The organism is Methylobacterium sp. 190mf (genome assembly GCF_900107945.1).
GTDB lineage: Bacteria > Pseudomonadota > Alphaproteobacteria > Rhizobiales > Beijerinckiaceae > Methylobacterium.
Genome location: NZ_FNVI01000028.1, coordinates 45733 through 67186 on the forward strand (window position 1 = coordinate 45733; position 21454 = coordinate 67186).

At 71.9% G+C, this 21454-nt stretch carries 21 protein-coding genes and 1 tRNA gene; 12 read left to right on the forward strand and 10 right to left on the reverse strand.

Annotation, left to right across the window (positions count from 1 at the left end; all coding sequences use genetic code 11):
• Nucleotides 1-179 precede the first annotated feature (179 nt).
• The 3 genes from pyrC to aroQ form a co-directional block, all read right to left on the reverse strand.
• Entirely contained in the window at nucleotides 180-1259 is a 1080-nt protein-coding gene (gene pyrC, locus C4T42_RS26125) for a dihydroorotase (protein ID WP_103986139.1), read from the reverse strand.
• Nucleotides 1260-1272: 13 nt separating this feature from the next.
• Complete coding sequence (locus tag C4T42_RS26130; protein WP_020090728.1) at nucleotides 1273-1974, reverse strand: orotate phosphoribosyltransferase; 702 nt, start codon at nucleotides 1972-1974, stop codon at nucleotides 1273-1275.
• 143 nt (nucleotides 1975-2117) lie between these two features.
• The gene (gene aroQ, locus C4T42_RS26135) at nucleotides 2118-2567 is read right to left on the reverse strand and encodes a type II 3-dehydroquinate dehydratase (RefSeq protein WP_020090729.1); all 450 of its coding nucleotides are present in this window, start codon (nucleotides 2565-2567) and stop codon (nucleotides 2118-2120) included.
• Between the two features lie 175 nt (nucleotides 2568-2742).
• Here aroQ and C4T42_RS26140 point away from each other — a divergent pair, with 175 nt between their 5' ends.
• The 3 genes from C4T42_RS26140 (at nucleotide 2743) to C4T42_RS26150 (ending at nucleotide 4328) form a co-directional block, all read left to right on the forward strand.
• Nucleotides 2743-3585: a 3-keto-5-aminohexanoate cleavage protein gene (locus tag C4T42_RS26140; RefSeq protein ID WP_026604553.1), complete on the forward strand. Its 843-nt coding sequence runs from the start codon at nucleotides 2743-2745 to the stop codon at nucleotides 3583-3585.
• A 49-nt stretch (nucleotides 3586-3634) separates the two neighbouring features.
• Nucleotides 3635-4156: a hypothetical protein gene (locus C4T42_RS26145; protein ID WP_020090731.1), complete on the forward strand. Its 522-nt coding sequence runs from the start codon at nucleotides 3635-3637 to the stop codon at nucleotides 4154-4156.
• Nucleotides 4157-4254: 98 nt separating this feature from the next.
• A tRNA-Gly gene (locus C4T42_RS26150) sits at nucleotides 4255-4328 on the forward strand.
• Nucleotides 4329-4372: 44 nt separating this feature from the next.
• Here the strand turns inward: C4T42_RS26150 and C4T42_RS26155 are convergent.
• From C4T42_RS26155 to C4T42_RS26165, 3 genes are all read right to left on the reverse strand, one after another.
• A complete protein-coding gene (locus C4T42_RS26155) occupies nucleotides 4373-5125 on the reverse strand; it encodes a helix-turn-helix transcriptional regulator (protein ID WP_020090732.1) in 753 nt (250 codons plus the stop codon).
• Between the two features lie 92 nt (nucleotides 5126-5217).
• On the reverse strand, nucleotides 5218-5808 hold the full coding sequence (locus tag C4T42_RS26160) for a class GN sortase (protein ID WP_020090733.1): 591 nt from the start codon (nucleotides 5806-5808) through the stop codon (nucleotides 5218-5220).
• Nucleotides 5805-7994 (reverse strand): marine proteobacterial sortase target protein, encoded by a 2190-nt coding sequence (locus C4T42_RS26165; RefSeq protein ID WP_043712017.1) that lies wholly within the window; start codon nucleotides 7992-7994, stop codon nucleotides 5805-5807. Before C4T42_RS26165 ends, C4T42_RS26160 begins: the two co-directional genes overlap by 4 nt.
• A gap of 250 nt (nucleotides 7995-8244) precedes the next feature.
• Between C4T42_RS26165 and C4T42_RS26170 the strand changes: the two genes are divergently transcribed.
• From C4T42_RS26170 to C4T42_RS26200, 7 genes are all read left to right on the forward strand, one after another.
• Nucleotides 8245-8976 carry an NUDIX domain-containing protein gene (locus C4T42_RS26170; protein ID WP_103986140.1) on the forward strand — a complete coding sequence of 244 codons (732 nt, stop codon included), beginning with the start codon at nucleotides 8245-8247 and terminating at the stop codon, nucleotides 8974-8976.
• A gap of 73 nt (nucleotides 8977-9049) precedes the next feature.
• Nucleotides 9050-10036, forward strand: a complete 987-nt coding sequence (locus C4T42_RS26175) for an SPFH domain-containing protein (protein ID WP_056531582.1) — start codon at nucleotides 9050-9052, stop codon at nucleotides 10034-10036.
• Nucleotides 10037-10047: 11 nt separating this feature from the next.
• Nucleotides 10048-10941 carry an NAD(+)/NADH kinase gene (locus C4T42_RS26180; RefSeq protein ID WP_020090737.1) on the forward strand — a complete coding sequence of 298 codons (894 nt, stop codon included), beginning with the start codon at nucleotides 10048-10050 and terminating at the stop codon, nucleotides 10939-10941.
• A 536-nt stretch (nucleotides 10942-11477) separates the two neighbouring features.
• Complete coding sequence (locus C4T42_RS26185) at nucleotides 11478-12530, forward strand: ABC transporter substrate-binding protein (protein ID WP_020090738.1); 1053 nt, start codon at nucleotides 11478-11480, stop codon at nucleotides 12528-12530.
• 4 nt (nucleotides 12531-12534) lie between these two features.
• The gene (locus tag C4T42_RS26190; RefSeq protein WP_020090739.1) at nucleotides 12535-13464 is read left to right on the forward strand and encodes an ABC transporter permease; all 930 of its coding nucleotides are present in this window, start codon (nucleotides 12535-12537) and stop codon (nucleotides 13462-13464) included.
• A complete protein-coding gene (locus C4T42_RS26195) occupies nucleotides 13454-14260 on the forward strand; it encodes an ABC transporter ATP-binding protein (protein WP_020090740.1) in 807 nt (268 codons plus the stop codon). Before C4T42_RS26190 ends, C4T42_RS26195 begins: the two co-directional genes overlap by 11 nt.
• A gap of 26 nt (nucleotides 14261-14286) precedes the next feature.
• On the forward strand, nucleotides 14287-15828 hold the full coding sequence (locus tag C4T42_RS26200; RefSeq protein WP_020090741.1) for an amidohydrolase family protein: 1542 nt from the start codon (nucleotides 14287-14289) through the stop codon (nucleotides 15826-15828).
• Between the two features lie 22 nt (nucleotides 15829-15850).
• Here the strand turns inward: C4T42_RS26200 and gudD are convergent, their stop codons facing one another.
• The 3 genes from gudD to kdgD all read right to left on the reverse strand — a co-directional run bounded on the left by gudD (nucleotide 15851) and on the right by kdgD (nucleotide 19662).
• Complete coding sequence (gudD, locus tag C4T42_RS26205) at nucleotides 15851-17200, reverse strand: glucarate dehydratase (RefSeq protein ID WP_020090742.1); 1350 nt, start codon at nucleotides 17198-17200, stop codon at nucleotides 15851-15853.
• 94 nt (nucleotides 17201-17294) lie between these two features.
• Nucleotides 17295-18650, reverse strand: coding sequence for an MFS transporter (locus C4T42_RS26210; RefSeq protein WP_020090743.1), 1356 nt, complete (start codon nucleotides 18648-18650; stop codon nucleotides 17295-17297).
• Nucleotides 18651-18747: 97 nt separating this feature from the next.
• Nucleotides 18748-19662, reverse strand: coding sequence for a 5-dehydro-4-deoxyglucarate dehydratase (gene kdgD / locus C4T42_RS26215; protein ID WP_042673399.1), 915 nt, complete (start codon nucleotides 19660-19662; stop codon nucleotides 18748-18750).
• A 107-nt stretch (nucleotides 19663-19769) separates the two neighbouring features.
• On the opposite strand from kdgD, the gene C4T42_RS26220 reads away from it, so the two are divergent.
• The gene (locus tag C4T42_RS26220) at nucleotides 19770-20672 is read left to right on the forward strand and encodes a LysR family transcriptional regulator (protein ID WP_020090745.1); all 903 of its coding nucleotides are present in this window, start codon (nucleotides 19770-19772) and stop codon (nucleotides 20670-20672) included.
• 110 nt (nucleotides 20673-20782) lie between these two features.
• The gene (locus C4T42_RS26225; protein WP_020090746.1) at nucleotides 20783-21070 is read left to right on the forward strand and encodes an MTH1187 family thiamine-binding protein; all 288 of its coding nucleotides are present in this window, start codon (nucleotides 20783-20785) and stop codon (nucleotides 21068-21070) included.
• A gap of 152 nt (nucleotides 21071-21222) precedes the next feature.
• Here the strand turns inward: C4T42_RS26225 and C4T42_RS26230 are convergent, their stop codons facing one another.
• Nucleotides 21223-21396: a metallothionein gene (locus C4T42_RS26230; protein ID WP_020090747.1), complete on the reverse strand. Its 174-nt coding sequence runs from the start codon at nucleotides 21394-21396 to the stop codon at nucleotides 21223-21225.
• Between the last annotated feature and the right edge of the window lie 58 nt (nucleotides 21397-21454).

Below are 21454 nucleotides of genomic sequence, written 5' to 3' on the forward strand. Positions count from 1 at the left end.
CGGTAACCGGAGGTTGGATCCAGGCAAAGATGGCTCTGGCTGATTGGATGGAGTGCCGATCATCGTCGTTGCGAGCGCAGCGAAGCAATCCAGTGTCGCGCGACGATCACCGATGTCGCGCATCCCTGGGTCGCTTCGCTGCGCTCGCGATGACGGAGCGCACCCATCGCCCTGATTCGCTATACCACCGACCAGGGCAGCGTCTCCTCGCCGCGGAACACGACGACTGCCGTGTCGTCGACCGCGACGGCCTCGGCGATGCGGCTCTCCCGCCGCTCCAGGGTCACGGTCCCGGCATTCGGCTCCAGCCCGTGGAAGCGGGCTCCGTTGAGCGACGCGAAGGCCTCGAACTTGTCGAGCGCCCCCTCCTCGTCGAAGACCTGCACGTAGGTCTGGAGCGCGGAAGGCCCGCAGAACACGCCGGCGCAGCCGCAGGACGCCTCCTTGGCCCCGCGGACATGCGGCGCGGTGTCGGTGCCGAGATAGAAGCAGGCCTCGCCGGAGGTCGCGGCCTCGCGCAGGGCCAAACGGTGCCGCTCGCGCTTGGCCACCGGCAGGCAGTACAGGTGCGGGCGCAGCCCCCCCTGGAAGATGTGCGTCCGGTTGATCACGAGGTGGTGCGGCGTGATCGTCGCCGCGCACCGGCTCCGGTGTTCCCGGACCACGTCGAGGATCTCCGCCGTGGTGGCGTGCTCCACGGTGACCTTCAGCCCTTGATGGCGGCCGAGCAGCGGGATCAGGCTGCCCTCCATGAAGGCGGCCTCCCGGTCGAAGATGTCGATCTCCGGGTCGGTCGCCTCGCCGTGGATCAGGAGCGGCATGCCGATCCGCTCCATGCGCTCCAGGACGGGGGTAATGCCGACGAGGTCCGTGACGCCCGCGTGCGAATTCGTGGTCGCGCCGGCCGGGTAGAGCTTCGCAGCGACCCAGACCTTCTCCCGAAATCCGCGCTCGATCTCGTCCGGGTCGGTGTCGTCCCGCAGGTAGCAGGTCATCAGCGGCGTGAAGTCCTGGCCTTCCGGCAGCGCGGCAAGGATACGCTCGCGATAGGCGCTGGCGGCCGCCCCCGTGGTCACCGGCGGCACGAGGTTCGGCATGATGATGCCCCGGGCGAACTGCGCCGCCGTGTAGGGCAGCACCGCCTTCAGCATCGCGCCGTCGCGCAGGTGGATGTGCCAGTCGTCAGGCCGCCGGATCGTGATCCGGTCGACGGTCTTCGCGTCCTGGCGCTCAGCGGGGAACAGGTCGGCGACGCTCATCGCGGGATGCCCCTCAGGCCTGGCCGAAGGCGGAGATGCCGCCGTGGGCCGCCGACCACTCCGCCGGCGCGTTGAGGAAGCGCTCGACCTCGGCCAGCGTCTTCGGGTCGAAGGTGCCCATCTCCTTGGCCACCGCCAGCACGTCCCACCACGTGGTGAGGTAGTGGAGCTTGATACCGATCTCCTCCATCAGCGCGGCGCTGTCAGGGAAGATGTCGTAGTAGAACAGCACGAAGCAGTGCTCGACCTGGGCGCCCGAATCGCGGAGGGCCTTGCAGAAATTGACCTTGCTGCGCCCGTCGGTGGCGAGGTCCTCGACGAGCAGCGTCCGGGCGCCCTCGACGATCTCACCCTCGATCTGGGCGTTGCGGCCGAACCCCTTAGGCTTCTTCCGGATGTACTGCATCGGCAGCATCATCCGGTCGGCGATCCAGGCCGCGAAGGGGATGCCGGCGGTCTCGCCGCCGGCGATGTGGGTCAGCTTCTCGTAGCCGATCTCGCGCACGATGGTGGCGGTGGCGAAATCCATCAGCGTCGAGCGCAGGCGCGGGAACGAGATGATCTTCCGGCTGTCGGTGTAGACCGGGCTCGCCCAGCCCGAGGTGAACTTGAACGGCTCGTCCTTGTAGAAGAGCACCGCCTCGATCTCGAGGAACATCTTGGCCGCCTCGCGGGCGATCACTTTCCGGTCGAGGGGCAGGAAGGGGCTGGTCATGCGGCGTGCGCGCTCCGCTTGGGGCGCTCTCCGGGGCCTTGAGAACCGGTCCGGCCAGAGAGATCGCGTGGGAATAGGGCCTGACCGCCCTCCTCCGCCCTGTCTCCGCCAGCGTCAACCCTGATCGCGGCGCTATCCGCGCCTCACGCAGGTCTGCCGGCCCGCAGATGCGCGAGGTGCCGGATCGCCAGCGCGTAGCCGTGCGTGCCGAATCCCGCCAGCACGGCCGTGGCCGCGAGCGAGAGGTAGGAATGGTGGCGGAACGCCTCGCGGCGGTGGACATTCGAGATGTGGCACTCGATCACCGGCACCTCGCAGGTGTTCAGCGCGTCGAGGATGGCGACCGAGGTGTGGGTGTAGGCGCCCGCATTGATGACGATGCCGGTCGAGCCGACGCGGTACTCGTGGATCGCGTCGATCAGCACATGTTCGGCGTTGCTCTGGCGGAAATCGACCGCGAGGCCGAGGCCGGCGGCCGTCTCGCGGCACAGGGCCTCGACGTCGGCCAGCGTCTCGCGGCCGTAGATCTCCGGCTGGCGCTTGCCGAGCAGGTTCAGGTTCGGCCCGTTCAGGACCAGGACGGTGTCGTTCATCGTGTGCCTCGCGGGTCGAGAGGTGCGGCAAGCGCCCGCAAGACTCAAGTCCGGGCTGTCATCCGGCCGGAGATGTCCCGCACACGGAGCTGCCGCCCGCGCCGGGCGGTTCAGATCCGGATCCCGCGGCGCTATCCCGGTCGCGGAAGCCCGATGCGGCAGGGAGGACAGGCGAATGGCAGGATCCCGGAGCGACGCGCCCGTGGTGATCGCGGTGGCGATCACCGGCTCGGTGCCGCGCAAGACCGACAACCCGGCCGTTCCGGTCACCGTGCCCGAGCAGATCGAGTCGACGCAGCAGGCCTTCGAGGCCGGCGCCACGCTCTGCCACATCCACGTGCGCAACGACGACGAGTCGCCCTCCTCCGATCCGGACAGGTTCGCCGCCGTGCAGGAGGGGCTGCGCCGGCACTGCCCGGGGATGATCGTGCAGTTCTCGACGGGCGGGCGCGGGCGCGACCCGGCCGCCCGCGGCCTCTCGCTCAAGCACCGGCCCGACATGGCCTCCCTGTCCACCGGCTCGGTGAACTTCCCGACGATCGTCTACGAGAATTCCGCGAGCCTCGTGACCGACCTCGCCGGCCAGATGAAGCAGTACGGCGTCCGGCCCGAGATCGAGATCTTCGACCTCTCGCACCTGCACGGCGCCAAGCGGCTGGTGGAGGCGGGCCTGATCGACGCGCGCCCGCACGTGCAGTTCGTCATGGGCGTCCAGAACGCGATGCCGGCCGAGGAGCACCTCCTCGACATCCTGCTCGCCGAGACCCGGCGGATCCTGCCGGAGGCGACCTGGACGGCGGCCGGGATCGGGCGCAACCAGGCGATCGTGATGGACTGGGCACTCGCCCGCGGGGCGGACGCGGTCCGCACCGGCCTGGAGGACAACATCCGGGTGACGAAGGACCGCTTGGCGGCGAGCAACGCCGAGCTCGTCGGCCTCGCCGCCGAGGCTGTGGCCTGCCACGGCCGCCGCGTCGCCACGCCCGCGGAGGCCCGCGCCGCCCTGGGCCTGGGTTGAGCGGGCGCAGATGTTGCCGCGGTCGCGCGGTGGAGACGGCACCGGATCCATGCGCCTCACGACACGCACGCCGTCCCGACCGCGATCCCTGATCGTCGGCTGCGCCGCCGCGGCCTGCGCGTTCCTGGTCGTGTCCTCGGAGGCTCCCGGTCAGGCCGGACCGGGATCGGCGGAGGCGCTCGTGAACGGGATCCAGACCATTCGGCGCGGCGACACCGTCACGAAGGTCGACCGGACCGGCAAGGGTGCGGTGCTGTGCATGCGCGGCATCCTGCAGGCGATGCGCGCCGTCGGACAGGCGTGCCACGCCGGCGCCGACCCGGACTTCCAGCAGGAATTGCGCGCCGCGCTCGCGCGCATCGATCGCTTCATCGCCGACAACGCCCCGGACGGGGCCGGCCCGCCGCGCGACGGGACGACGGAACCGGAGCAGCGGCCCGGCGCGGTCTGCGGCCGCGACGCGGAGGCCCTGTACGAGGCCCTGCGGACCGGCGGCGCCGCGGGCCTGCGCGCCCAGGTCGACGACCTGCTCTCGACCCCGCGCGAGCCGGTCATGAATCCGTGTCTGTGAGCCGGCCAGCGACGTCGCGGTTTCGGGACGTCGCCCGCGCGGCGGCGATCCCGACCCACCTTCTCACGGCCGACCCGGCGTGCTAACGATCCGCCCGCGCGGGTGTAGCTCAATGGTAGAGCAGCAGCCTTCCAAGCTGAATACCCGGGTTCGATTCCCGGTACCCGCTCCAAGCCCGCCGCGCGCCGCGCCTTCGGGCTCATCCGTCAGATCCCGTCAGGCGACGCCCGTGAAGAAGGTGGCGTAGCCGTCGTCGTTCACCCGGGCGAGATAGGCCCGGTACGGACCGTAGCCCGGCTCCTCCGGCCCGATCCGCCCGTATCCGTGCGCGCCCGCCTGCTCGGGCAACAGCGCCAGGGGCGCCGCGGCCGGGGTCAGCTGCGTGCCGCGCCCGGCGTGGAGCGTCGTCAGGACCCCGTACATCTCGCCCTGGATGTTGGGGCGGCACAGCACCGCGAGGCGGTGCTGTCCGTGCCAGTTGGTCACGAGGTAGATCATGCCCGACTGGCTCGGCACGGCGACGCTGCCGGACTGCGCGAAGGGCGCGTCGAGCCGCTCGGCCTCGCGGAACACGAGGCGGGCCGCGTCCGCGTCCCAGGCGATCTCGGTGCGGTAGGCGAAGATCGCGTCCGCCGACCCGAACGAGGGCCGCAGGGTGAGGTAGCGCCCCTCGATCCAGGCGACGCTCTCCCGCGAGTAGGAGCCGAGCTCGTCGGGCGCGTGACGGGCCGCCTCCGGGGCCGGGCGCGCCGTCTCCTGGCGCAGGGACTGGCCCAAGGCTTCCTCCAGCCGGATCGTCGTCGCCAGGGTGAAGGGCCTGCGGCCGGCGAGCGCCTTCTCCAGGGTCGAGATGCTGATCCGGGCCTCCTCGGCCAGCGTCTGCCGCGAGATGCGCCGGCGGGCCAGCGCCTCGCGCACGGTCTGGGCAATGGCGCGGCTCTGCGCCTCGGACAGTTCAATCTCGCTCACAGGCACGGCTCGCACGGGCTTGACCCGCACAGATCCGCACGAAACCGCACATTCGCGCAAGCGCGGCCAAGCTGACCGTCCACGCCGAGCCGTCAGGAACGCTCCGGCTCCGGGGCCAGCTCGGTCTCGACGATAAGCCTGAGCGGACCGGCCTGCAGCGCCTCCAGGGGCCAGCAGGTGACGAGGTCGAGATGCCGCCCCGGGGCCTCCGGGTCGATGCCCGAGGCGTCCCAGCGGGCCACCCGCGTGCCGGTGACGCGGAAGCGCAGAATCCGGCCGTCGCGGCCGGTCACCGTGACGGGATCGCCGGGCCCGAGCTGTCCCAGCACCGCGAACTGCGTGTCGCGGTGGGCGGCGATGACCGCGGTGCCGGGCGCGCCGGCCTCCGGGGTGCCGTCCAGGTGGCCGGGGCCGAAGGCCAGGGCCTGGCCGCTCCCGCCCCGCAGCACCACGAAGCTGCGGCCCGCGACGGTGAGCCGGGCGACCGGCTCGGTGTCGGCCCAGGGCCAGGGCCGGGCGGGCCGACCCTCGGCCAGGGTGCGGGCGAAGGCGCGCTCCAGCAGCAGCTGGGCCAGGACGGCCTTGGCGGGGATCCAGGCGGCCTGCGCCGCGAGCCCGAGCCCCGCGAGGGTGAGGAGGGCCGCGAGGGCCCTCCCCAGTCCGGTCACCGTGCGCCGGCTCATCGCGCGTCCCCGGTCCGCCGGCCGCCGATCGTCAGGCCGGTGCCGAGCAGGAGACCCAGCAGGGCGAGGAGCAGGCCCAGGCCGAGCTGCGCCACGATGCCGGCCCCGGTCCGCGGCAGGTCGACCGCCGCGCCCTCGGCCCGGATCGGCACGATCCGCGCTGCCCCGTCGTCGGCGGGCGTGGCGCCCGGCCGGTCCGTGCCGAACACCTTGGCGAAGTCCCAGCCCGCCGGCAGGTTCAGCGGCAGGTCGGCGGCGACGAGGGGCGTGCCGGGCGCGCGGCGCGGCGTGGCGTCGACGGCCACGAGGCTGGTCAGCCGCGTCGTCAGGCCGTGCTCCAGGGCCAGCGCCAGGATCGCGGCGTCGGCCGCGTCCGCGCCGAGGCGCCCCGTGATGCGCGCCGTCTCGGTCTCGCCGATCCGGGAGCGCGCCCAGACCTTGGAGATGCCGGCGCCCGCACCCGCCTCGGCGAGGGGGAGCGTCCGGGTCCATGTCCGGCCGCCCACCCGGCCCGTGACGGTCACGGTCCCGCGGGCCGTTTCCTCGGCCGCTCCCGGCAGAAGCGCGGCGAAGACCAGCGGCTCGCCGCGATACAGGTCGGGCAGCGCGCCCGGCGTGACCTCGACGCCCGAGACCGAGAAGGTCGCGGTCAGGTCGGTGACGGCGGGGGATTCCAGCTTCTCGTAGAGCGCGCGGGTCCGCTCGCCGACCTGCGCGAGGTCGCGGATCTCGGTGAAGCTGCCGCGTCCGATCTCGGCGGCGTGGCGCATCAGGTGGCCGTTGGGCGCCGAGCCGATGCCGACCATGAACAGGCGCGTGCGCCCGAGATTGGCGTGGATCGCCGCGAAGATCCGCTCCTCGTCGCCGACGGCGCCGTCGGTGAGGAACACGACCTGCCGGACGCGCCCGTCCTCGGGGTGCGGGTCGGCGAGGGCCGCCTTGAGCGGCGCCAGCATCTCGGTGCCGCCGCGGGCTTCCAGAGCGGCGACGAAGGCCTGGGCCTGCGCCAGGGCCTCCGGCGTCGCCGGGACGGGCGCGGGATGAAGCGCGTCCCAGGTGTCGTCGAAGCGGATGACGTTGAAGCGGTCCGACGGGGTCAGGCGGGCGAGACCGGCGAGCAGCCCGGCCTTGGCCTGCCGCATCGAGGCGCCCGACATCGAGCCGGAATTGTCGATGACGAAGGTGACGTCGCGCGCCGGCCGGGCGGCCGTGTCGGTCTCGATCGCCGGCGGGCTCACGGCGGCCAGCAGGTAGGTCCGGCCCGCCACGGTCTCGCGGAACAGGCCGAGGCCGGGCACCCGGCTCGGGACCGGCGCCCAGGTCAGCTCGAGGTCGCGGTCGGCCGGGACGACGCCGTCGGCGAGCGTGACGGTCCGCGCCTCCGGGCCGGTCTCGGTCACGCGGATCGCGTGGGTCGCGCTGCGGACGTCACCGACGGGGAAGCCCGCCTTCAGCCGCACGGTGACGGCGACCGGGTTGGTCGGCGACGACAGGGCCGGGTCGAGCACCGGCGGGCTGATCCGGGCGCGATCCGGAACCGGGTCGCGGGCCGCTCCGGCCACGCCGTCGAGGGAGACCGCGTCCACCGGGGCGGGGGCGGGATTGTAGCGGGGCGCGACCACCAGGGGCAGGCGCAGCGTCCGCGTCTCGCCCGAGACGGGGATCGTCTGCTGATAGGTGATCTGGACCACCACCGTCTCGCCGGGGCCGATATTGGCGACCGCGTTGGTGAAGACGTTGGGCCGCTCCTGCGCGGTCAGCGCCGCCGACTGCCCGGCCGCCTTCGCGGCCTCGTAGGCGCGCTTGGCCGCCGCCCGCTCGCGGATGTCGGCGACGATCACGCGGGAGCCGACGACGAGCTTCATCCCGTCGACGGCCGCGTCCTCCGGCAGGGGGTACAGGTAGGTGCCCTCGACCCAGTCCGCCGTGACGTTGCGGAAGGCCTGGGTGACGGTGGCCCGGGCGGTCGGGCCGCTGACGTCGACGCTGATGTCGGTCGCCAGTTGGACGGCCTCGACCGGCGCGGTGCCGGCCGGCCCGCGCAGGGTGAGGCCACCCCGGTCTCGGCCCGGCGCCGCGTGGGCCGAGGCGAGCATGATGAGCAGCGCCAGCAGCGCGAGGAAGAGCGGTGACAGCGCGGCGTTGCGGGGGGGCTCGACCGCGGATCGTGGAGCGAAGAACGGCATCGGGGAAACCTCCTGCACCGGCGGATCGATGCCGGCTCGCCGCTGAAGCTCCCGCGCCAGCCCCTCGGTCGCCACGAGAAGCTTCGCCCTTTTCCAGGCTCAGACCGCACCGGCCGGCCGTGCCCGGGCGGATCTGTGCGGAGCCGGTGCGGAGCTGTGCGTTCCGCGGCGCTTCCCGGCGAATCCGCTCTCGGCTTGACATATGCGCAATTTGCGTCTTAGTTATGCTCAACTTGAGCAGAAAAGACCGATGACCGAGTCCGAGTTCCTGGCAGGCTACGATCCTGCGGCCTACGAGCGGCCCGCCCTGGCGGTCGATCTCGTCCTGCTGGGGATCCGGGCGGGCCGGCTCGCCGCCCTCCTGCTGCGGCGGAGCCAGCAGCCGCAGGCGGGCCTCTGGGCCCTGCCGGGCGGGTTCGTGGGCATCGCCGAGACCCTCGACGCCGCCGCGGAGCGCGTCCTGCGCGACAAGGCCGGTATCGGGCGGGCGCGGCTCGAGCAGCTCTACACCTTCGGCGCCGTTGATCGGGATCCGCGGATGCGGATCGTCTCGGTGGCCTACCTCGCGCTGCTGCCGGAGGCGGCCTTCGTCGAGGCCCTGGTGGGCGGTGCCGGGCTCGCGGCGGCGGTGCTGGTCGTGCCCTGGGCGGGCGAGTCCGGCGGCCCGGTCTCGGCCGAGGCGGAGGACGGCGCGCCCCTCGCCCTCGCCTTCGACCACGCCGACATCCTCGCGCTCGCCGTGAAGCGGCTGCGCGGCAAGCTCGACTACACGGATGTCGGCTTCGCGCTGCTCCCGGAGCACTTCACCCTCCGGCAGCTTCAGGACGTGCACGCGGCGATCCGCGGCGTGCCCCTCAACAAATCCGCCTTCCGGCGCCGCATGCGCGACCGGGGCTGGATCGCGCCGACAGGCGCCCGCGAGGCCGGGACGGCGTTCCGCCCCGCCGAACTCTTCCGCTTCGACAGGTCAGGCCAGTTCTAAGCCTTTGTTTCAACGCGCTCTCTTGAGCCGAACCGGTATCCACTTCGGCGGAGAGCGCTTCGAGGAGCCCATCATGGCCACGGTCCGCAACATCGGTGTCATCGCCCAGCTTCGGAGCGAGGCGAGCAGCCACATCATCCGCTTCCGCAACGGTCGTGTCCGGCAGAGCGGGCGGGGTCTGGTCTTCTGGTTCCGGCCCGAGACCGCCAGCATCAGCGAGGTGCCGGTGGACGACCGCGAGATGACGCTCTTCGTCCGCGGCCGCAGCCGGGACTTCCAGACCGTCGTGGTCCAGGGGACGATCGGCTGGCACGTCGTCGATCCGGAGCTGCTGGCGAGCCGGGTCGACTTCTCGATCGACCTCCGCACCGGGCGCCTGCAGGGTGAGCCGATCGAGCGGATCGAGGCGCGCCTCGGCGGCATCGCGAGCCAGGCGGCGCTCCAGTATCTCGGGGCGAGCCCGATCGGCGCCCTGCTCGACGCCGGGCCGGAGCCGCTGCGCGCCGTGCTGGAACGGGTGCTGTCCGACGCCCCGGCGCTGGCCGAGATCGGCGTGGCGGCGGTGTCTGTGCGGCTCACCAACCTCGCGCCGACGAGCGAGCTGGAGCGCGCCCTCCAGACCCCGACCTTCGAGGCCCTGCAGCAGAAGGCCGACGAGGCGACCTTCGCGCGGCGCGCCCTGGCGGTCGAGAAGGAGCGCGCCATCGCGGAGAACGAGCTCGCCACGAAGACCGAGCTGGCCCGGCGCGAGACCGTGCTGATCGCGCAGGAGGCCGAGAACGCCCGCGACCGCGCCGCCGGCGTCGCGGAGGCGCGGGGCCTGGAGGCGGCCGCGGAGGCCGAGCGGATCCGCCTCGTCGAGGGCGCCCGGGCCGACGCGGAGCAGCGCCGCGCCGCCGTCTACCGGGACATGCCGCCCGCCGTCCTGCTCGGGCTGGCGGCCCGGGAACTCGCCGGCAAGCTGGAGACGATCGAGCACGTCAACGTCACGCCCGACCTGCTGGCGGCCGTCCTCGGCGAGTTCCGGGGCGCGCTGTCCCCGCGGCTCGCGCCGCGCTGAGGAGGTCTGCCGTGCCGGCCGTCACCCCCCGCGTGGTCTTCGTCATCCGCGACACGGATTACGAGCTGCTCATCGCCCGGCACGCGACTCGCGGCCAGGTCCGGTTCTTCCTGGAGAGCCGAGGCCAGACGCTCGCCGAGGTCGAGGCGCGCCACGCGCAATTCCAGGCCGTGCTCGCCGAGGCCCGGTCCGCCGTGCCGCTGGACTGGCGGCAGGCCCTGGTGCGGCGCCCCGACCTCGACCGCTTCCTCTTCGCCCCCGAGGACGTCGTCGTGGCGGTGGGGCAGGACGGGCTCGTGGCCAACGTCGCCAAGTACCTCGACGGGCAGCCGGTGGTCGGCGTCAACCCGGCGCCCGACCTCTACGACGGCGTGCTGGCCCGGGCGCGGGTCGAGGCCCTGCGCGCGCTCCTGCCCGCCAGCGCGGCCGGCGCCGTGCCCCTTCAGCGGCGCACCATGGTGCAGGCGACCTTCGACGGTGGCGAGCGGCTGCTCGCCCTGAACGAGATCTTCGTCGGCCACCGCAGCCACCAATCGGCGCGCTACCGCATCGACGACGGGGCGCGGGCGGAGGACCACTCGTCGAGCGGGCTGATCGTGGCCTCGGGCACCGGCCTGACCGGCTGGGCGCGCTCGATCAGCGAGGCGACGCACCTCACCGTGGAGGTGGGCATCGAGGAGGCGGCCTTCGGCTACTGGGTGCGCGAGCCGTTCCCGAGCGTCGCCACCGGCACCGACCTCCGCGGCGGCAAGTTCGCCGGATCGCCCCTCACCGTGGTGTCGCGGATGAACGAGGGCGGCGTGGTGTTCTCGGACGGGATCGAGCAGGATTTCGTCGCCTTCGACTGGGGGCGGCGGGTGAGCCTCGCGCCGTCCGACCGCACCTTCAACCTCGTGGCCGCGTAGCGCGGCGCCGACCGGGCGCCCGACGACCGCCTGTGCGCGAGGCTCGGGATGCTGCCCGAGGGCCCGCTCCGCGCGTTCTTCGCCCGCGCGGGACCGGCATTGACCGAAGAGCCCGGCTGAACACGCCGGCGGCAGACAGCCGCTTTCGCGGGCGTCGAACCGGTCGATGCGACACCTCCGTCATCACGAGCGGAGCGAAGTGACCCAGGGCAGCGCCATGTCGGGAGGCGTGGCGCGGCTGGATTGCTTCGCTCCGCTCGCAATGACGGCGGTGCCGTTCCTCGACAGCGCCGACGGGCGAGGTGCGCCGCCAACACCGCAGATTCCCGCGTCTGGCACGCTTCTTGGTTCGTATTCACCAGCGCAGCGTCGCCCCGGCGGCGGCTAGAGGTTGGCGTGCCGTCGATGTGGTGAGGTGCCGGGCGACCGGATCTCCGCGACTGCCTTGAGCCTGTCCCGAGCTCCGATCCCTCCGTTTCAGCACCGGCACGCGCCGTCCGGCGGATCGCGCGATCCGCCCTCTGAGGAGAGTCGATATGTGCGACCGTCACGGCGATTATCGCGTCCCGGATCTCACGCGGTTCAAGCCCAGTCGCAGGCGCTTCCTCGGCGGGACCGCCGCCGCGCTGACCCTGGCGGTGGGCCCGGGCCTGACCGGCCCGGCCGCGGCGGCCACCGGCATCCGCGCGACCCACGGCACCGGCTTCTGCAACCTCAACTTCTTCCTGGCCGAGGCGATGCAGCTCGCCAAGGATGACGGGCTGACGATCGACTTCGTCAACACGCCGACCTTCTCGGATCAAGTCACCTTCCTCGGCATGGGCCAGGTCGATGCCGGCGTGATGCCCTACACGAGCTTCATGGCCCTCTACGACGCGGGCGCCCCGGTGAAGATCGTGGCCGGCGGCGGCATCGAGGGCTGCGTGCTCGTGGCCCAGCCCGGCCTCGACAGCCCGGAGAAGCTCAAGGGCAAGACGCTCGGGACCTTCCAGCTCGATACGCTGGAAGTGCTGCCCTACGACTGGCTGAAGAAGAACGGCGTCGCCTTCAAGGACATCACGGTCCGCTACATGGGCTCGACCCCGGAGGCCGTGGAGGCGTTCCGCGCCGGGGCGCTGGACATCATCTCGACGATCGAGCCCTACGGCACGGCCCTGCTCACCGACGTGAAGGGCGCGGTGAAGCTCTCCGACGGGACCGACATCTACGGCAAGGGCTACACCGACTGCGTGCTGGCGGTCCGCAACGAGCTGATCGCCAAGAACCCGGCCGCCGTGAAGGCCCTGATCAAGGGCATGATGAAGGCCCAGGCGCTGGCGGAGGGCGACCCCCAGGTCGCCCTGAACAAGCTCGTCGGCTCCTACTACAAGACCTCGATGAGCAACGCCCAGCTCGCCATGGGCCGGCAGCCCTCGGTGGTCGACGCCCGCAACCAGACGCAGTTCATCCTCGACCGGACCGATTCCGTCGCCGAGATGGGCTACATCAAGAAGAAGCCCGGCCGCGACGCGATCGACTGGACCCTGCTGGAACAGGTCATCGCCGAGAACCCGGACCTCTACGGCAAGCTCAAGCTGAAGTCGGCCTGAGCGGATGGCCACCTTCCTCGCCCGCGCCGCCGCCGTCCCGCAGGACCGGCCGCGCCTCCCGCTCGGTCAGCGCCTCGCGCTGCCCGAAGGGCTCGTCCCCCTGCTCCGCCGGATCGGCTGGATGCTGGTCTCGGTCGGCTGCTTCGCCGGCCTCTGGGAGCTGCTCTGGGCGCTCGGCATCGCCGACGCCAAGCTCCTGCCGCCGCCGCACATCTTCCTCGGCAACCTCGCCGAGCAGGCGCGCTTCTTCAACACCGCGCAGCGCTGGCAGATCGGCACCGGGATGAATACCGGCCCCAGCCCCGCCATGGCGGTGCTGATCACCGTGCTCGCCTCGACCGGCCGGGTGCTGGCGGGCCTCGCCCTGGCGGCCTCCCTGTCGATCCTGGTCGGGGTGGCGATCCGCTACTTCAAGCTGTTCGAGCGGCTGACCCTGCCGACCATCACACTCCTGGCGCCGGTCTCGCCGATCGCGTGGCTGCCGGTGGCGATCTTCATGTTCGGGATCGGCAACGCCCCGGCGATCTTCATGGTGTTCATCGCCCTGTTCTTCACGATGGTGCTCTCGACCATCCAGCAGATCGACGGGGTCAACCGCAACTACATCAACGTCGCCCGGACCATGGGGGCGTCCAAGCGCCAGATCTACGCGCGGGTGATCGTCCCGGCGATCCTGCCGGGGCTGCTCGCGGTGCTGCGCCTCAACCTGTTCGGCGCCTGGATGGTGGTGCTCGTCGCCGAGGCGACCGGCGTGGGCTACGGGCTCGGCCAGGTGATCATGCTGGCGCGCAACACCTTCAACCCGTCGCTCGTCTTCTTCACCATCACGCTGATCGGCCTGCTCGGCTTCGCCTTCGACCTGCTGTTCCGGCTGGTCCAGCGGCGGCTGCTGTACTGGCTGCCGCGCGACGCGGGGGCCTCCCTTGGCCTCTGATCCCGCATCCCATGACGCCGTCTCGTGCCGCGGCGTCGCCAAGGTCTGGGCGGCCGGCACCGCCCGCGCCCACGAGGCCCTGCGCGACATCGACCTCACCGTGCGGCCCGGCGAGTTCGTGGTGTTCCTCGGCCCCTCGGGCTGCGGGAAGAGCACGCTGCTCTACCTGATCGCCGGGCTCGAACCCGCCTCCGGGGGCGAACTCCTGGCCTTCGGCGAACCGGTCACCGGTCCGTCGCCGGAGCGCAGTCTGATCTTCCAGGAGACCTCGCTGCTGCCCTGGCTCAGCGTCTGGCAGAACGTCAGCTTCGGCCTGTCGCTGAAGGGCGTGCCGGAGGCCGAGCGGCGGAGCGTCGCCCGGGCCGCGCTCCAGCGCGTCGGCCTCGCCGAGGCCTTCGACAAGCGGCCGGACGAGCTGTCCGGCGGCATGCGCCAGCGCGTGGCGGTGGCGCGGGCGCTGGCCATGCGCCCGAAGGTACTGCTGATGGACGAGCCCTTCGCGGCGCTCGACGTCCAGACCCGCCAGAAGATGCAGGACTTCCTGCTCGACGTCTGGCGCGACAGCGGCGCCTCGGTGCTGTTCGTGACCCACCACATCGACGAGGCGGTGGCGCTCGCCGACCGGGTGGTGGTGTTCACCGCCCGCCCCGGGCGGATCAAGACGATCGTCCGCAACGACCTCGCCCGCCCGCGCGACCCGTTCTCGCCCGAGGCGGAGGCCTTGCGGCGGCACCTCACCGAGCTCCTGCGCGACGAGGTCGACCGGGCCTTCGCCGAGCAGGAAGCGCTCGTCTGACCCCCTCCCCCAACACGGACACGACCATGGCCACATCGCTGATCCGCAGCCGGCGGATGATCACCCGCACCCTCGACCACGATCGCTGGGAGGAGATCGCCGACGGCGCGGTTCTTCAGAAGGACGGGGTCATCGCCGCGGTCGGCACCTACGCGGACCTGCACGCCCGCTACCCCGACGCACCCGTGATCGGGTCCGGCCGCGAGATCCTGCTGCCGGGCTTCGTCAACGGCCACCACCATGTCGGCCTGACGCCAGTGCAGCTCGGCTCCCCCGACATGCCCCTGGAGCTGTGGTTCGTCACCCGCATGGTGGCACGCAACCTGAACCTCTACCTCGACACCCTGTACTCGGCCTTCGAGATGGTCGGCTCCGGGATCACCACGGTCCAGCACATCCACGGCTGGATGCCCGGCAGCCTGGAGGAGGTCGAGGCGCGCTCCAACGAGGTGCTGCGCGCCTATCGCGACATCGGCATGCGGGTCTCGTACTGCTTCGCGGTCCGCGATCAGAACCGCCTCGTCTACCAGGCCGACATGGACTTCGTGGCGAGCCTGCCAGCGCCGCTGCAGGACCCGATGAAGCGCTGGTTCGAGCGCTTCCAGATGTCCCTGGAGGACAATTTCTCGCTGTTCCGCAGCCTGCATAGCGGCCAGGCCGGAGCCGCGCGGGCCAAGATCCAGCTCGCACCCGCCAACCTGCACTGGTGCTCGGACGCGGCCCTCGAGGGGCTGGCCGGCCTGTCCGAATCCTACGACGTGCCGATGCACATGCACCTCGTCGAGACCGCCTACCAGAAGGCCTACGCGGAGAAGCGCGGCGGCGGGACCGCAGTCGAGTACCTCGACCGGTTCGGCATGCTGGGACCCCGCCTGACGCTCGGCCACGGCGTCTGGCTCAACGAGTCCGACATCGACCGGGTCGCCGCGACCGGCACCTGCATCTGCCACAACTGTTCCTCGAACTTCCGGCTGCGCTCCGGCGTGGCGGCGCTCAACCGCTTCGAGGCCAAGGGCATCAACACGGCGATCGGCCTCGACGAGGCCGGCATCAACGACGACCGCGACATGCTGCAGGAGATGCGCCTCGTGCTGCGCGCCCACCGAGTGCCCGGCATGGACGAGGCCGACGTGCCGAGCATGGCCCAGGTGCTGCGCATGGCCACCGTCGGCGGCGCCCGCACCACCCCCTACGGCGACAGCCTCGGCACGATCGAGGTCGGCAAGGGCGCCGACATGGTCCTGATCGACTGGGACCAGATCGCCTACCCGTATCTCGACCCGGAGACGCCGCTCCTCGACGCGGTGATCCAGCGAGCCAAGACCGGCGGCGTCACCGCAGTTCTGTGCGAGGGCGAGGTGCTCTACGCGGACGGCCGCTTCACCCGGGTCGACCGCGACGCCGCCCTGAAGGCGCTCCACGACGACCTGTCGCGGGCGCTCTCGGACGACGAGGTCGAGCGGCGCCAGCTGTCGAAGGCGCTGCTCCCCCACGCGCGGCGCTTCTACGCCGACTACATCGACCCGTCGCGGCACGAGCCGTTCTACCGCCCGAGCTCGCGCGTCTGACGGCGCGAGCCCGGGCCGGGCTTCAGCGGACCAGGCAGGGCTTCTTGTTGTCGAAGGTCCAGCCGGGGATCAGGAACTGCATGGCGGCCGCGTCGTCGCGGGCGCCGAGGCCGTGATCGCGGTAGAGGGCGTGGGCCTCCTCCACCGCCGACATGTCGAGCTCGATGCCGAGGCCCGGCCGCTCCGGCACCCGCACGAGGCCGCCGCGGATCGCCAGCGGCTCCTTGGTCAGGCGCTCGCCGTCCTGCCAGATCCAGTGCGTGTCGATCGCCGTGACGTTGCCGGGCGCCGCCGCGGCCACGTGGGTGAACATGGCGAGCGACACGTCGAAGTGGTTGTTCGAGTGCGAGCCCCAGGTCAGGCCGTGGTCGCGGCACAGCTGGGCCACCCGGACCGAGCCGGCGAGCGTCCAGAAATGCGGGTCGGCCAGCGGGATGTCGACGGCGCCGAGCTGGATCGCGTGGTTCATCTGCCGCCAGTCGGTGGCGATCATGTTGGTGGCGGTGGGCAGGCCGGTGGCGCGACGGAACTCGGCCATGATCTCGCGGCCCGAGAAGCCGCCCTCGGCGCCGCAGGGGTCCTCAGCGTAGGCGAGGACGTGGCCCTGGCCCTTGCAGAGGCGGATCGCCTCCGCGAGGGACCACGCGCCGTTCGGGTCGAGCGTCACGCGGGCCTTGGGGAAGCGCTCGTGGATCGCGGTGACGGCGGCGATCTCGTCCTCGCCACGCAGGACGCCGCCCTTCAGCTTGAAGTCGCTGAAGCCGTACTGGTCGTAGGCGGCCTCGGCGAGCCGGGCGACGGCCTCCGGGGTCAGCGCCTCCTCGTCGCGCAGGCGGAACCAGCCGTCGCGGGCCGTCGGCGCCCGGTAGCCGAGATCCGTGCGGGTGCGGTCGCCGACGTAGAACAGGTAGCCCAGCATCTCGACGGCGTCGCGCTGCTGGCCCTCGCCCAGGAGCGCCGCGACCGGCACGTCGAGGTACTGGCCGAGCAGGTCGAGGAAGGCGGATTCGACGGCCGTGACCGCGTGGATGGTGATGCGCAGGTCGAAGGTCTGCAGGCCGCGCCCGCCGACGTCGCGGTCGGCGAAGCGCGTGCGCATGGCGTTGAGCACCGCGTTCCAGGCGCCGAGCGGCTGCCCGACGACGAGGTCCCGGGCATCCTCCAGGGTCTTGCGGATGCCCTCGCCGCCGGGGACCTCGCCGAGGCCGGTGGCGCCGGTGGAGTCGGTCAGGATCACGAGGTTGCGGGTGAAGTACGGGCCGTGCGCGCCCGAGAGGTTGAGCAGCATGCTGTCGTGGCCGGCCACCGGCACCACCGTCATGGCGGTCACGGTCGGCGTGTGGCGGGCGGCGTGGCGACTGTCATTCAGCATGGCGTCCTCCTCGGGGGCCCCCGGCCGGTCTGCGCCGGGCGCGAGGCGGGATCGATGCGGGGCCGGACCGGCCGGGGCCGGTCCGGCGTGCGGGTCAGTGGGCCTTGAGCTCGACGCGGCGGATCTCGCCGACCACCACGAGGTAGCAGAAGCAGGCGACCAGGGCGTTCAGGCCGACGAAGACCAGGGCGCCGTTGAACGAGCCCGTGCTCTGGACGATGTAGCCGATCGCGATCGGCGTGGTGATGCCGGCGGTGTTGCCGAAGGTGTTGAACAGGCCGCCCGAGAGGCCGCCGCTCTCCCGCGGGGAGGTATCGGCGACGACCGCCCAGCCGAGCGCGCCGATGCCCTTGCCGAAGAAGGCGAGCGCCATCAGGCCGACCACGAGGGCGTCCGCCTGGACGTAGTTGCAGCCGATGATGCTCATCGACAGCAGCATGCCGCCGACGATCGGGATCTTGCGGGCCGCCGTCAGCGAGAAGCCGCGGCGCAGGAGCAGGTCGGAGATCACGCCCCCGAGGATGCCGCCGATGAAGCCGCAGAGCGCCGGCAGCACCGCCGCGAAACCGGCCTGCAGGATCGACAGGCCGCGCTCCTTGACGAGGTAGACCGGGAACCACGTCAGGAAGAAGTAGGTCAGCACGGTGATGCAGTACTGGCCGATATAGATGCCGAGCAGCATCCGGTTGGCGAGCAGCTGGCGCAGCGTCCGGCCGGCATCGCCCTGCTTGCTCCGGCTCTGGCCGTCCATGTCGAGCAGGGCGCCGCCGGCCTCGATGTAGTCCCGCTCCGCCTGGTTCATCGACGGGTGGTTCTTCGGGCTGTCGACCACGCGCAGCCAGAGGACCGCGAAGGCGATGCCGAGCAGGCCCATGCTGGTGAAGACGTGGTGCCAGCCGAAGTTGTGGACGATCCACGCCATCAGCGGCGTGAACAGCACCGTGGCGAAGTACTGCGCCGAGTTGAAGAACGCCGAGGCCATGCCGCGCTCGCGGGTCGGGAACCACGCGGCGACGATCCGGGCGTTGGCGGGGAAGACCGGCGCCTCGGTGAGGCCGACGGCGAGCCGCAGGGCGAAGAGCAGCACCACGGCGGTCAGGCCGGTGAAGAAGCCGACGGCGCCCTGGACCAGCGTGAAGGCCGACCAGAGGGCGACGGCGGCGGCGTAGACCCACTTGACGCTGTAGCGGTCGAGGAGCCAGCCGCCCGGGATCTGGGCGAGGACGTAGGACCACGCGAAGGCCGAGAAGACGTAGCCCATCTGAACCGGCGAGAGGCCGAGTTCCTTGGCCATGTCGGGGCCGGCGATCGAGATGGTCGCGCGGTCGGCGTAGTTGATGGTGGTCGCGGCGAACAGCATCGCGACGATCAGCAGGCGGACGCGGGTGCGGCGACCCGCGTCGGCGGCGGCGAGCAGGGTGCTCGGCGCGCCGGTCGAACTGGCACTCATGGACGTTCTCCCAGGCTCGTCGCCGCCCGGTTGATCCGGGAGGCGGGTCGTGGCCGCCGTTGGCTCGGCGGGTCTGTCTTGGGTGTCGAGGCGGGGCTCAGCGGCGGTCGCCGATCAAGGCCGTCAGCTCGGCGCGCTCGGCCGCGTCGAGTTCGGTCAGCGGCGGCCGGACCGGGCCGGCGTGGCGGCCGACGGCGCTCATGCCCGCCTTGACGATCGAGACCGCGTAGCCGCGCTTGCGGTTGCGGATCGCGATGTAGGGGAGGACGAAGTCGCGCAGCTCCCGGTAGACCGCGTCGCGGTCCCGGCGGCGGACGCTGTCGTAGAAAGACAGCGCCCATTCGGGCAGGAAGTTGAAGATCGCCGAGGAGTAGGTGGTGACGCCCATCTCCAGGTACGGCAGCGCGAAGGTCTCGGCGGTGGGCAGGCCGCCCACATAGGTCAGGCGGTCGCCCAGAGCGGCGTAGACCCGGGTCATCAGCTCGACGTCGCCGACGCCGTCCTTGAAGCCGACGAGGTTCGGGCAGCGCTCGCACAGGCCGGCGAGCGTCTGCTCGTTGAGCTGGGCGTTGGCGCGGTTGTAGACGATGACGCCGAGCGAGGTCGCGCGGCAGACCGCCTCGATATGGGCGGCGAGACCGGCCTGCTCGGAGCCGACGAGGTAGGGCGGCAGCAGCAGGATCCCGTCCGCGCCGGCGGCCTCGGCGGCCCGGGCCATCTCGACCGCCAGGGCGGTACCCTGGCCGGCGGGGGCGATGACCGGGGTCCGGCCGCGGGTCTCCTCGACGGCGGCGCGCAGGACGCGGTCGATCTCGACGGGCGTCAGCGAGAAGAACTCGCCGGTGCCGCCGGCGGCGAACAGGCCCGAAACCCTGTAGTCGGCCAGCCGCCCGAGATTGTCCCGGTAGGCGGTCTCGTCGAAGCTGAGATCGTCGCGGAAATGCGTGACCGGGAAGGACAGCAGGCCGGAGCCCAGCACGCGCGCCATCTCGGCCGGGGTCATGCTCGCCATCGATTCTCTCCCTGGAACGCACCGTTCGGTGTCGCGTCCGGGGTTAGGCGCCGGCGTTAAATGCGTCCAACGTTGATTTTGGCTGGATTATCCCGGATCCTGCATCAATGTTCGATCTCGGCCATGCCCGCAGCTTCGTCGCCGTCGCCGAGGAGATGCATTTCGGCCGGGCCGCGGCCCGGCTGCACCTGACCCAGTCGCCCCTGTCGCGGCAGATCCAGATGCTGGAGCAGACGCTGGACGTGACGCTGCTGGAGCGGACCACCCGGGCGGTGCGCCTGACCCCGGCGGGCCGCACCTTCCTGGCCGAGGCCTACCGGGTGCTGGCGGCGGCCGAGAACGCCGCGCGCATCACGCGCCGCGCCGCCCTGGGCGAGAGCGGGGTGCTGCGACTCAGCTTCACCGCCGCCTCGGCCTACCGGACGCTGCCGCAGGTCGTTGCCCATGTCCGCCGGACGCTGCCCGAGGTCGACCTCGTGCTGGAGGAGATGGTCTCGGACGAGCAGATCCTGGCGCTGGGCGAGAACCGCACCGATCTCGCGATCCTGCGGCCGGCCCCGGTCCTGCAGGATCCGAAATCCGCGATCGCCACAGCGCCGCTGGCGCGCGAGCGGCTCCTGCTCGCGGTCCCGCGCGGGCACCGCCTCGCGGCGGCGCGCGCCCCGACCCTGCGGGACCTCGACGGCGAGGCCTTCGTGACGTGGTCACCCCGGGGCGGGCGCTACTTCATCGACCTGCTCGACCGGCTGTTCGAGGCGGGGGGCGTGCAGCCGCGGATCGTGCAGCGGGTGAACCAGGTCCACGCGATGCTGGCCCTCGTCGGCGCCGGCATCGGCGTCGCGCTGGTGCCGGGCAGCGCCCGGGGCAACAGCATGGCCGACATCCGGCTCCGGCCCATCGCCCTGCCGGCCACGACCGGGCCGGAGCTGTGGCTCGCGTGGCGCAGCGACAACGCCAATCCCTGCCTGCCCTCGGTGCGGGCGGCGGCGCTGGAGACCGGCGAGGCGTGACCGCCGGCGCCGGCCTGGAAAGTCGGTGCGGCCGGCGATAGGCTGCGCGCTCGCCCCGCTTCCGGTCGCGCAGCCGGCCGGGGCCGCCCCTCCCGGATCAGGCAGGCACCATGAGAGTTTCGGCCGACCTCTGCATCGTGCCGATGGGCGTCGGCCCGTCGGTCTCGCCCTACGTCCGCGAGCTCAAGGGGATCATCGAGTCGAGCGGGCTCACCGCCACGATGCATCCCAACGGCACGAACATCGAGGGCGAGCTGTCGGAGATCTGCGCGCTGGCGGAGCGGTGCGAGGCGAGGCTCGCCGAGCTCGGCGTCCAGCGGACCTTCTTCACGCTGATCTTCTCGACGCGCCGCGACAAGGACCAGTCGATGGCCGACAAGCTCGCCGCGGTCTCCTGACCGCGACCGCCGCGGCGCGTCATCCCGGGGTCGTTCTCCGAAGCCGCGCCGAATGAGGTGCAGGTCCCCGCTTGTGCGGGAGAGGGGCGCGTCGCGGCTGGCTCGACCGGTGACGCGTCCTCCGGACCGTCGCGACGCGACCGGGAAAAGCCCTAGCCGTGGCAGGCGCAGCCGGCGTGCTCGCAGCCGGCGTGATCCTTGTGGCCGTTCGCGCAGTCGTCGCAGCAATAGGCCTTGCCGTCCCGCGACACGGCCTTGGCGACCGGGATCACGCAGACGCAGTCCTGGCAGGCGCACTTCACCATCTCGACGTCGACGCTGGCCATGATTTCCTCCTCCGGCGGGACAGTCCGCATGTCGACGTTAGAGCCGCGGCGGCGGCGA

Bases quoted from the DNA above. Each gene is read 5' to 3' on its own strand.
- pyrC (WP_103986139.1), bottom strand. From the start codon at position 1,259: ATGAGCGTCGCCGACCTGTTCCCCGCTGAGCGCCAGGACGCGAAGACC.
- C4T42_RS26130 (WP_020090728.1), bottom strand. From the start codon at position 1,974: ATGACCAGCCCCTTCCTGCCCCTCGACCGGAAAGTGATCGCCCGCGAG.
- aroQ (WP_020090729.1), bottom strand. From the start codon at position 2,567: ATGAACGACACCGTCCTGGTCCTGAACGGGCCGAACCTGAACCTGCTC.
- C4T42_RS26140 (WP_026604553.1), top strand. From the start codon at position 2,743: ATGGCAGGATCCCGGAGCGACGCGCCCGTGGTGATCGCGGTGGCGATC.
- C4T42_RS26145 (WP_020090731.1), top strand. From the start codon at position 3,635: ATGCGCCTCACGACACGCACGCCGTCCCGACCGCGATCCCTGATCGTC.
- C4T42_RS26160 (WP_020090733.1), bottom strand. From the start codon at position 5,808: ATGAGCCGGCGCACGGTGACCGGACTGGGGAGGGCCCTCGCGGCCCTC.
- C4T42_RS26165 (WP_043712017.1), bottom strand. From the start codon at position 7,994: ATGCCGTTCTTCGCTCCACGATCCGCGGTCGAGCCCCCCCGCAACGCC.
- C4T42_RS26170 (WP_103986140.1), top strand. From the start codon at position 8,245: ATGACCGAGTCCGAGTTCCTGGCAGGCTACGATCCTGCGGCCTACGAG.
- C4T42_RS26175 (WP_056531582.1), top strand. From the start codon at position 9,050: ATGGCCACGGTCCGCAACATCGGTGTCATCGCCCAGCTTCGGAGCGAG.
- C4T42_RS26185 (WP_020090738.1), top strand. From the start codon at position 11,478: ATGTGCGACCGTCACGGCGATTATCGCGTCCCGGATCTCACGCGGTTC.
- C4T42_RS26190 (WP_020090739.1), top strand. From the start codon at position 12,535: ATGGCCACCTTCCTCGCCCGCGCCGCCGCCGTCCCGCAGGACCGGCCG.
- C4T42_RS26200 (WP_020090741.1), top strand. From the start codon at position 14,287: ATGGCCACATCGCTGATCCGCAGCCGGCGGATGATCACCCGCACCCTC.
- gudD (WP_020090742.1), bottom strand. From the start codon at position 17,200: ATGCTGAATGACAGTCGCCACGCCGCCCGCCACACGCCGACCGTGACC.
- C4T42_RS26210 (WP_020090743.1), bottom strand. From the start codon at position 18,650: ATGAGTGCCAGTTCGACCGGCGCGCCGAGCACCCTGCTCGCCGCCGCC.
- kdgD (WP_042673399.1), bottom strand. From the start codon at position 19,662: ATGGCGAGCATGACCCCGGCCGAGATGGCGCGCGTGCTGGGCTCCGGC.
- C4T42_RS26220 (WP_020090745.1), top strand. From the start codon at position 19,770: ATGTTCGATCTCGGCCATGCCCGCAGCTTCGTCGCCGTCGCCGAGGAG.
- C4T42_RS26225 (WP_020090746.1), top strand. From the start codon at position 20,783: ATGAGAGTTTCGGCCGACCTCTGCATCGTGCCGATGGGCGTCGGCCCG.
- C4T42_RS26230 (WP_020090747.1), bottom strand. From the start codon at position 21,396: ATGGCCAGCGTCGACGTCGAGATGGTGAAGTGCGCCTGCCAGGACTGC.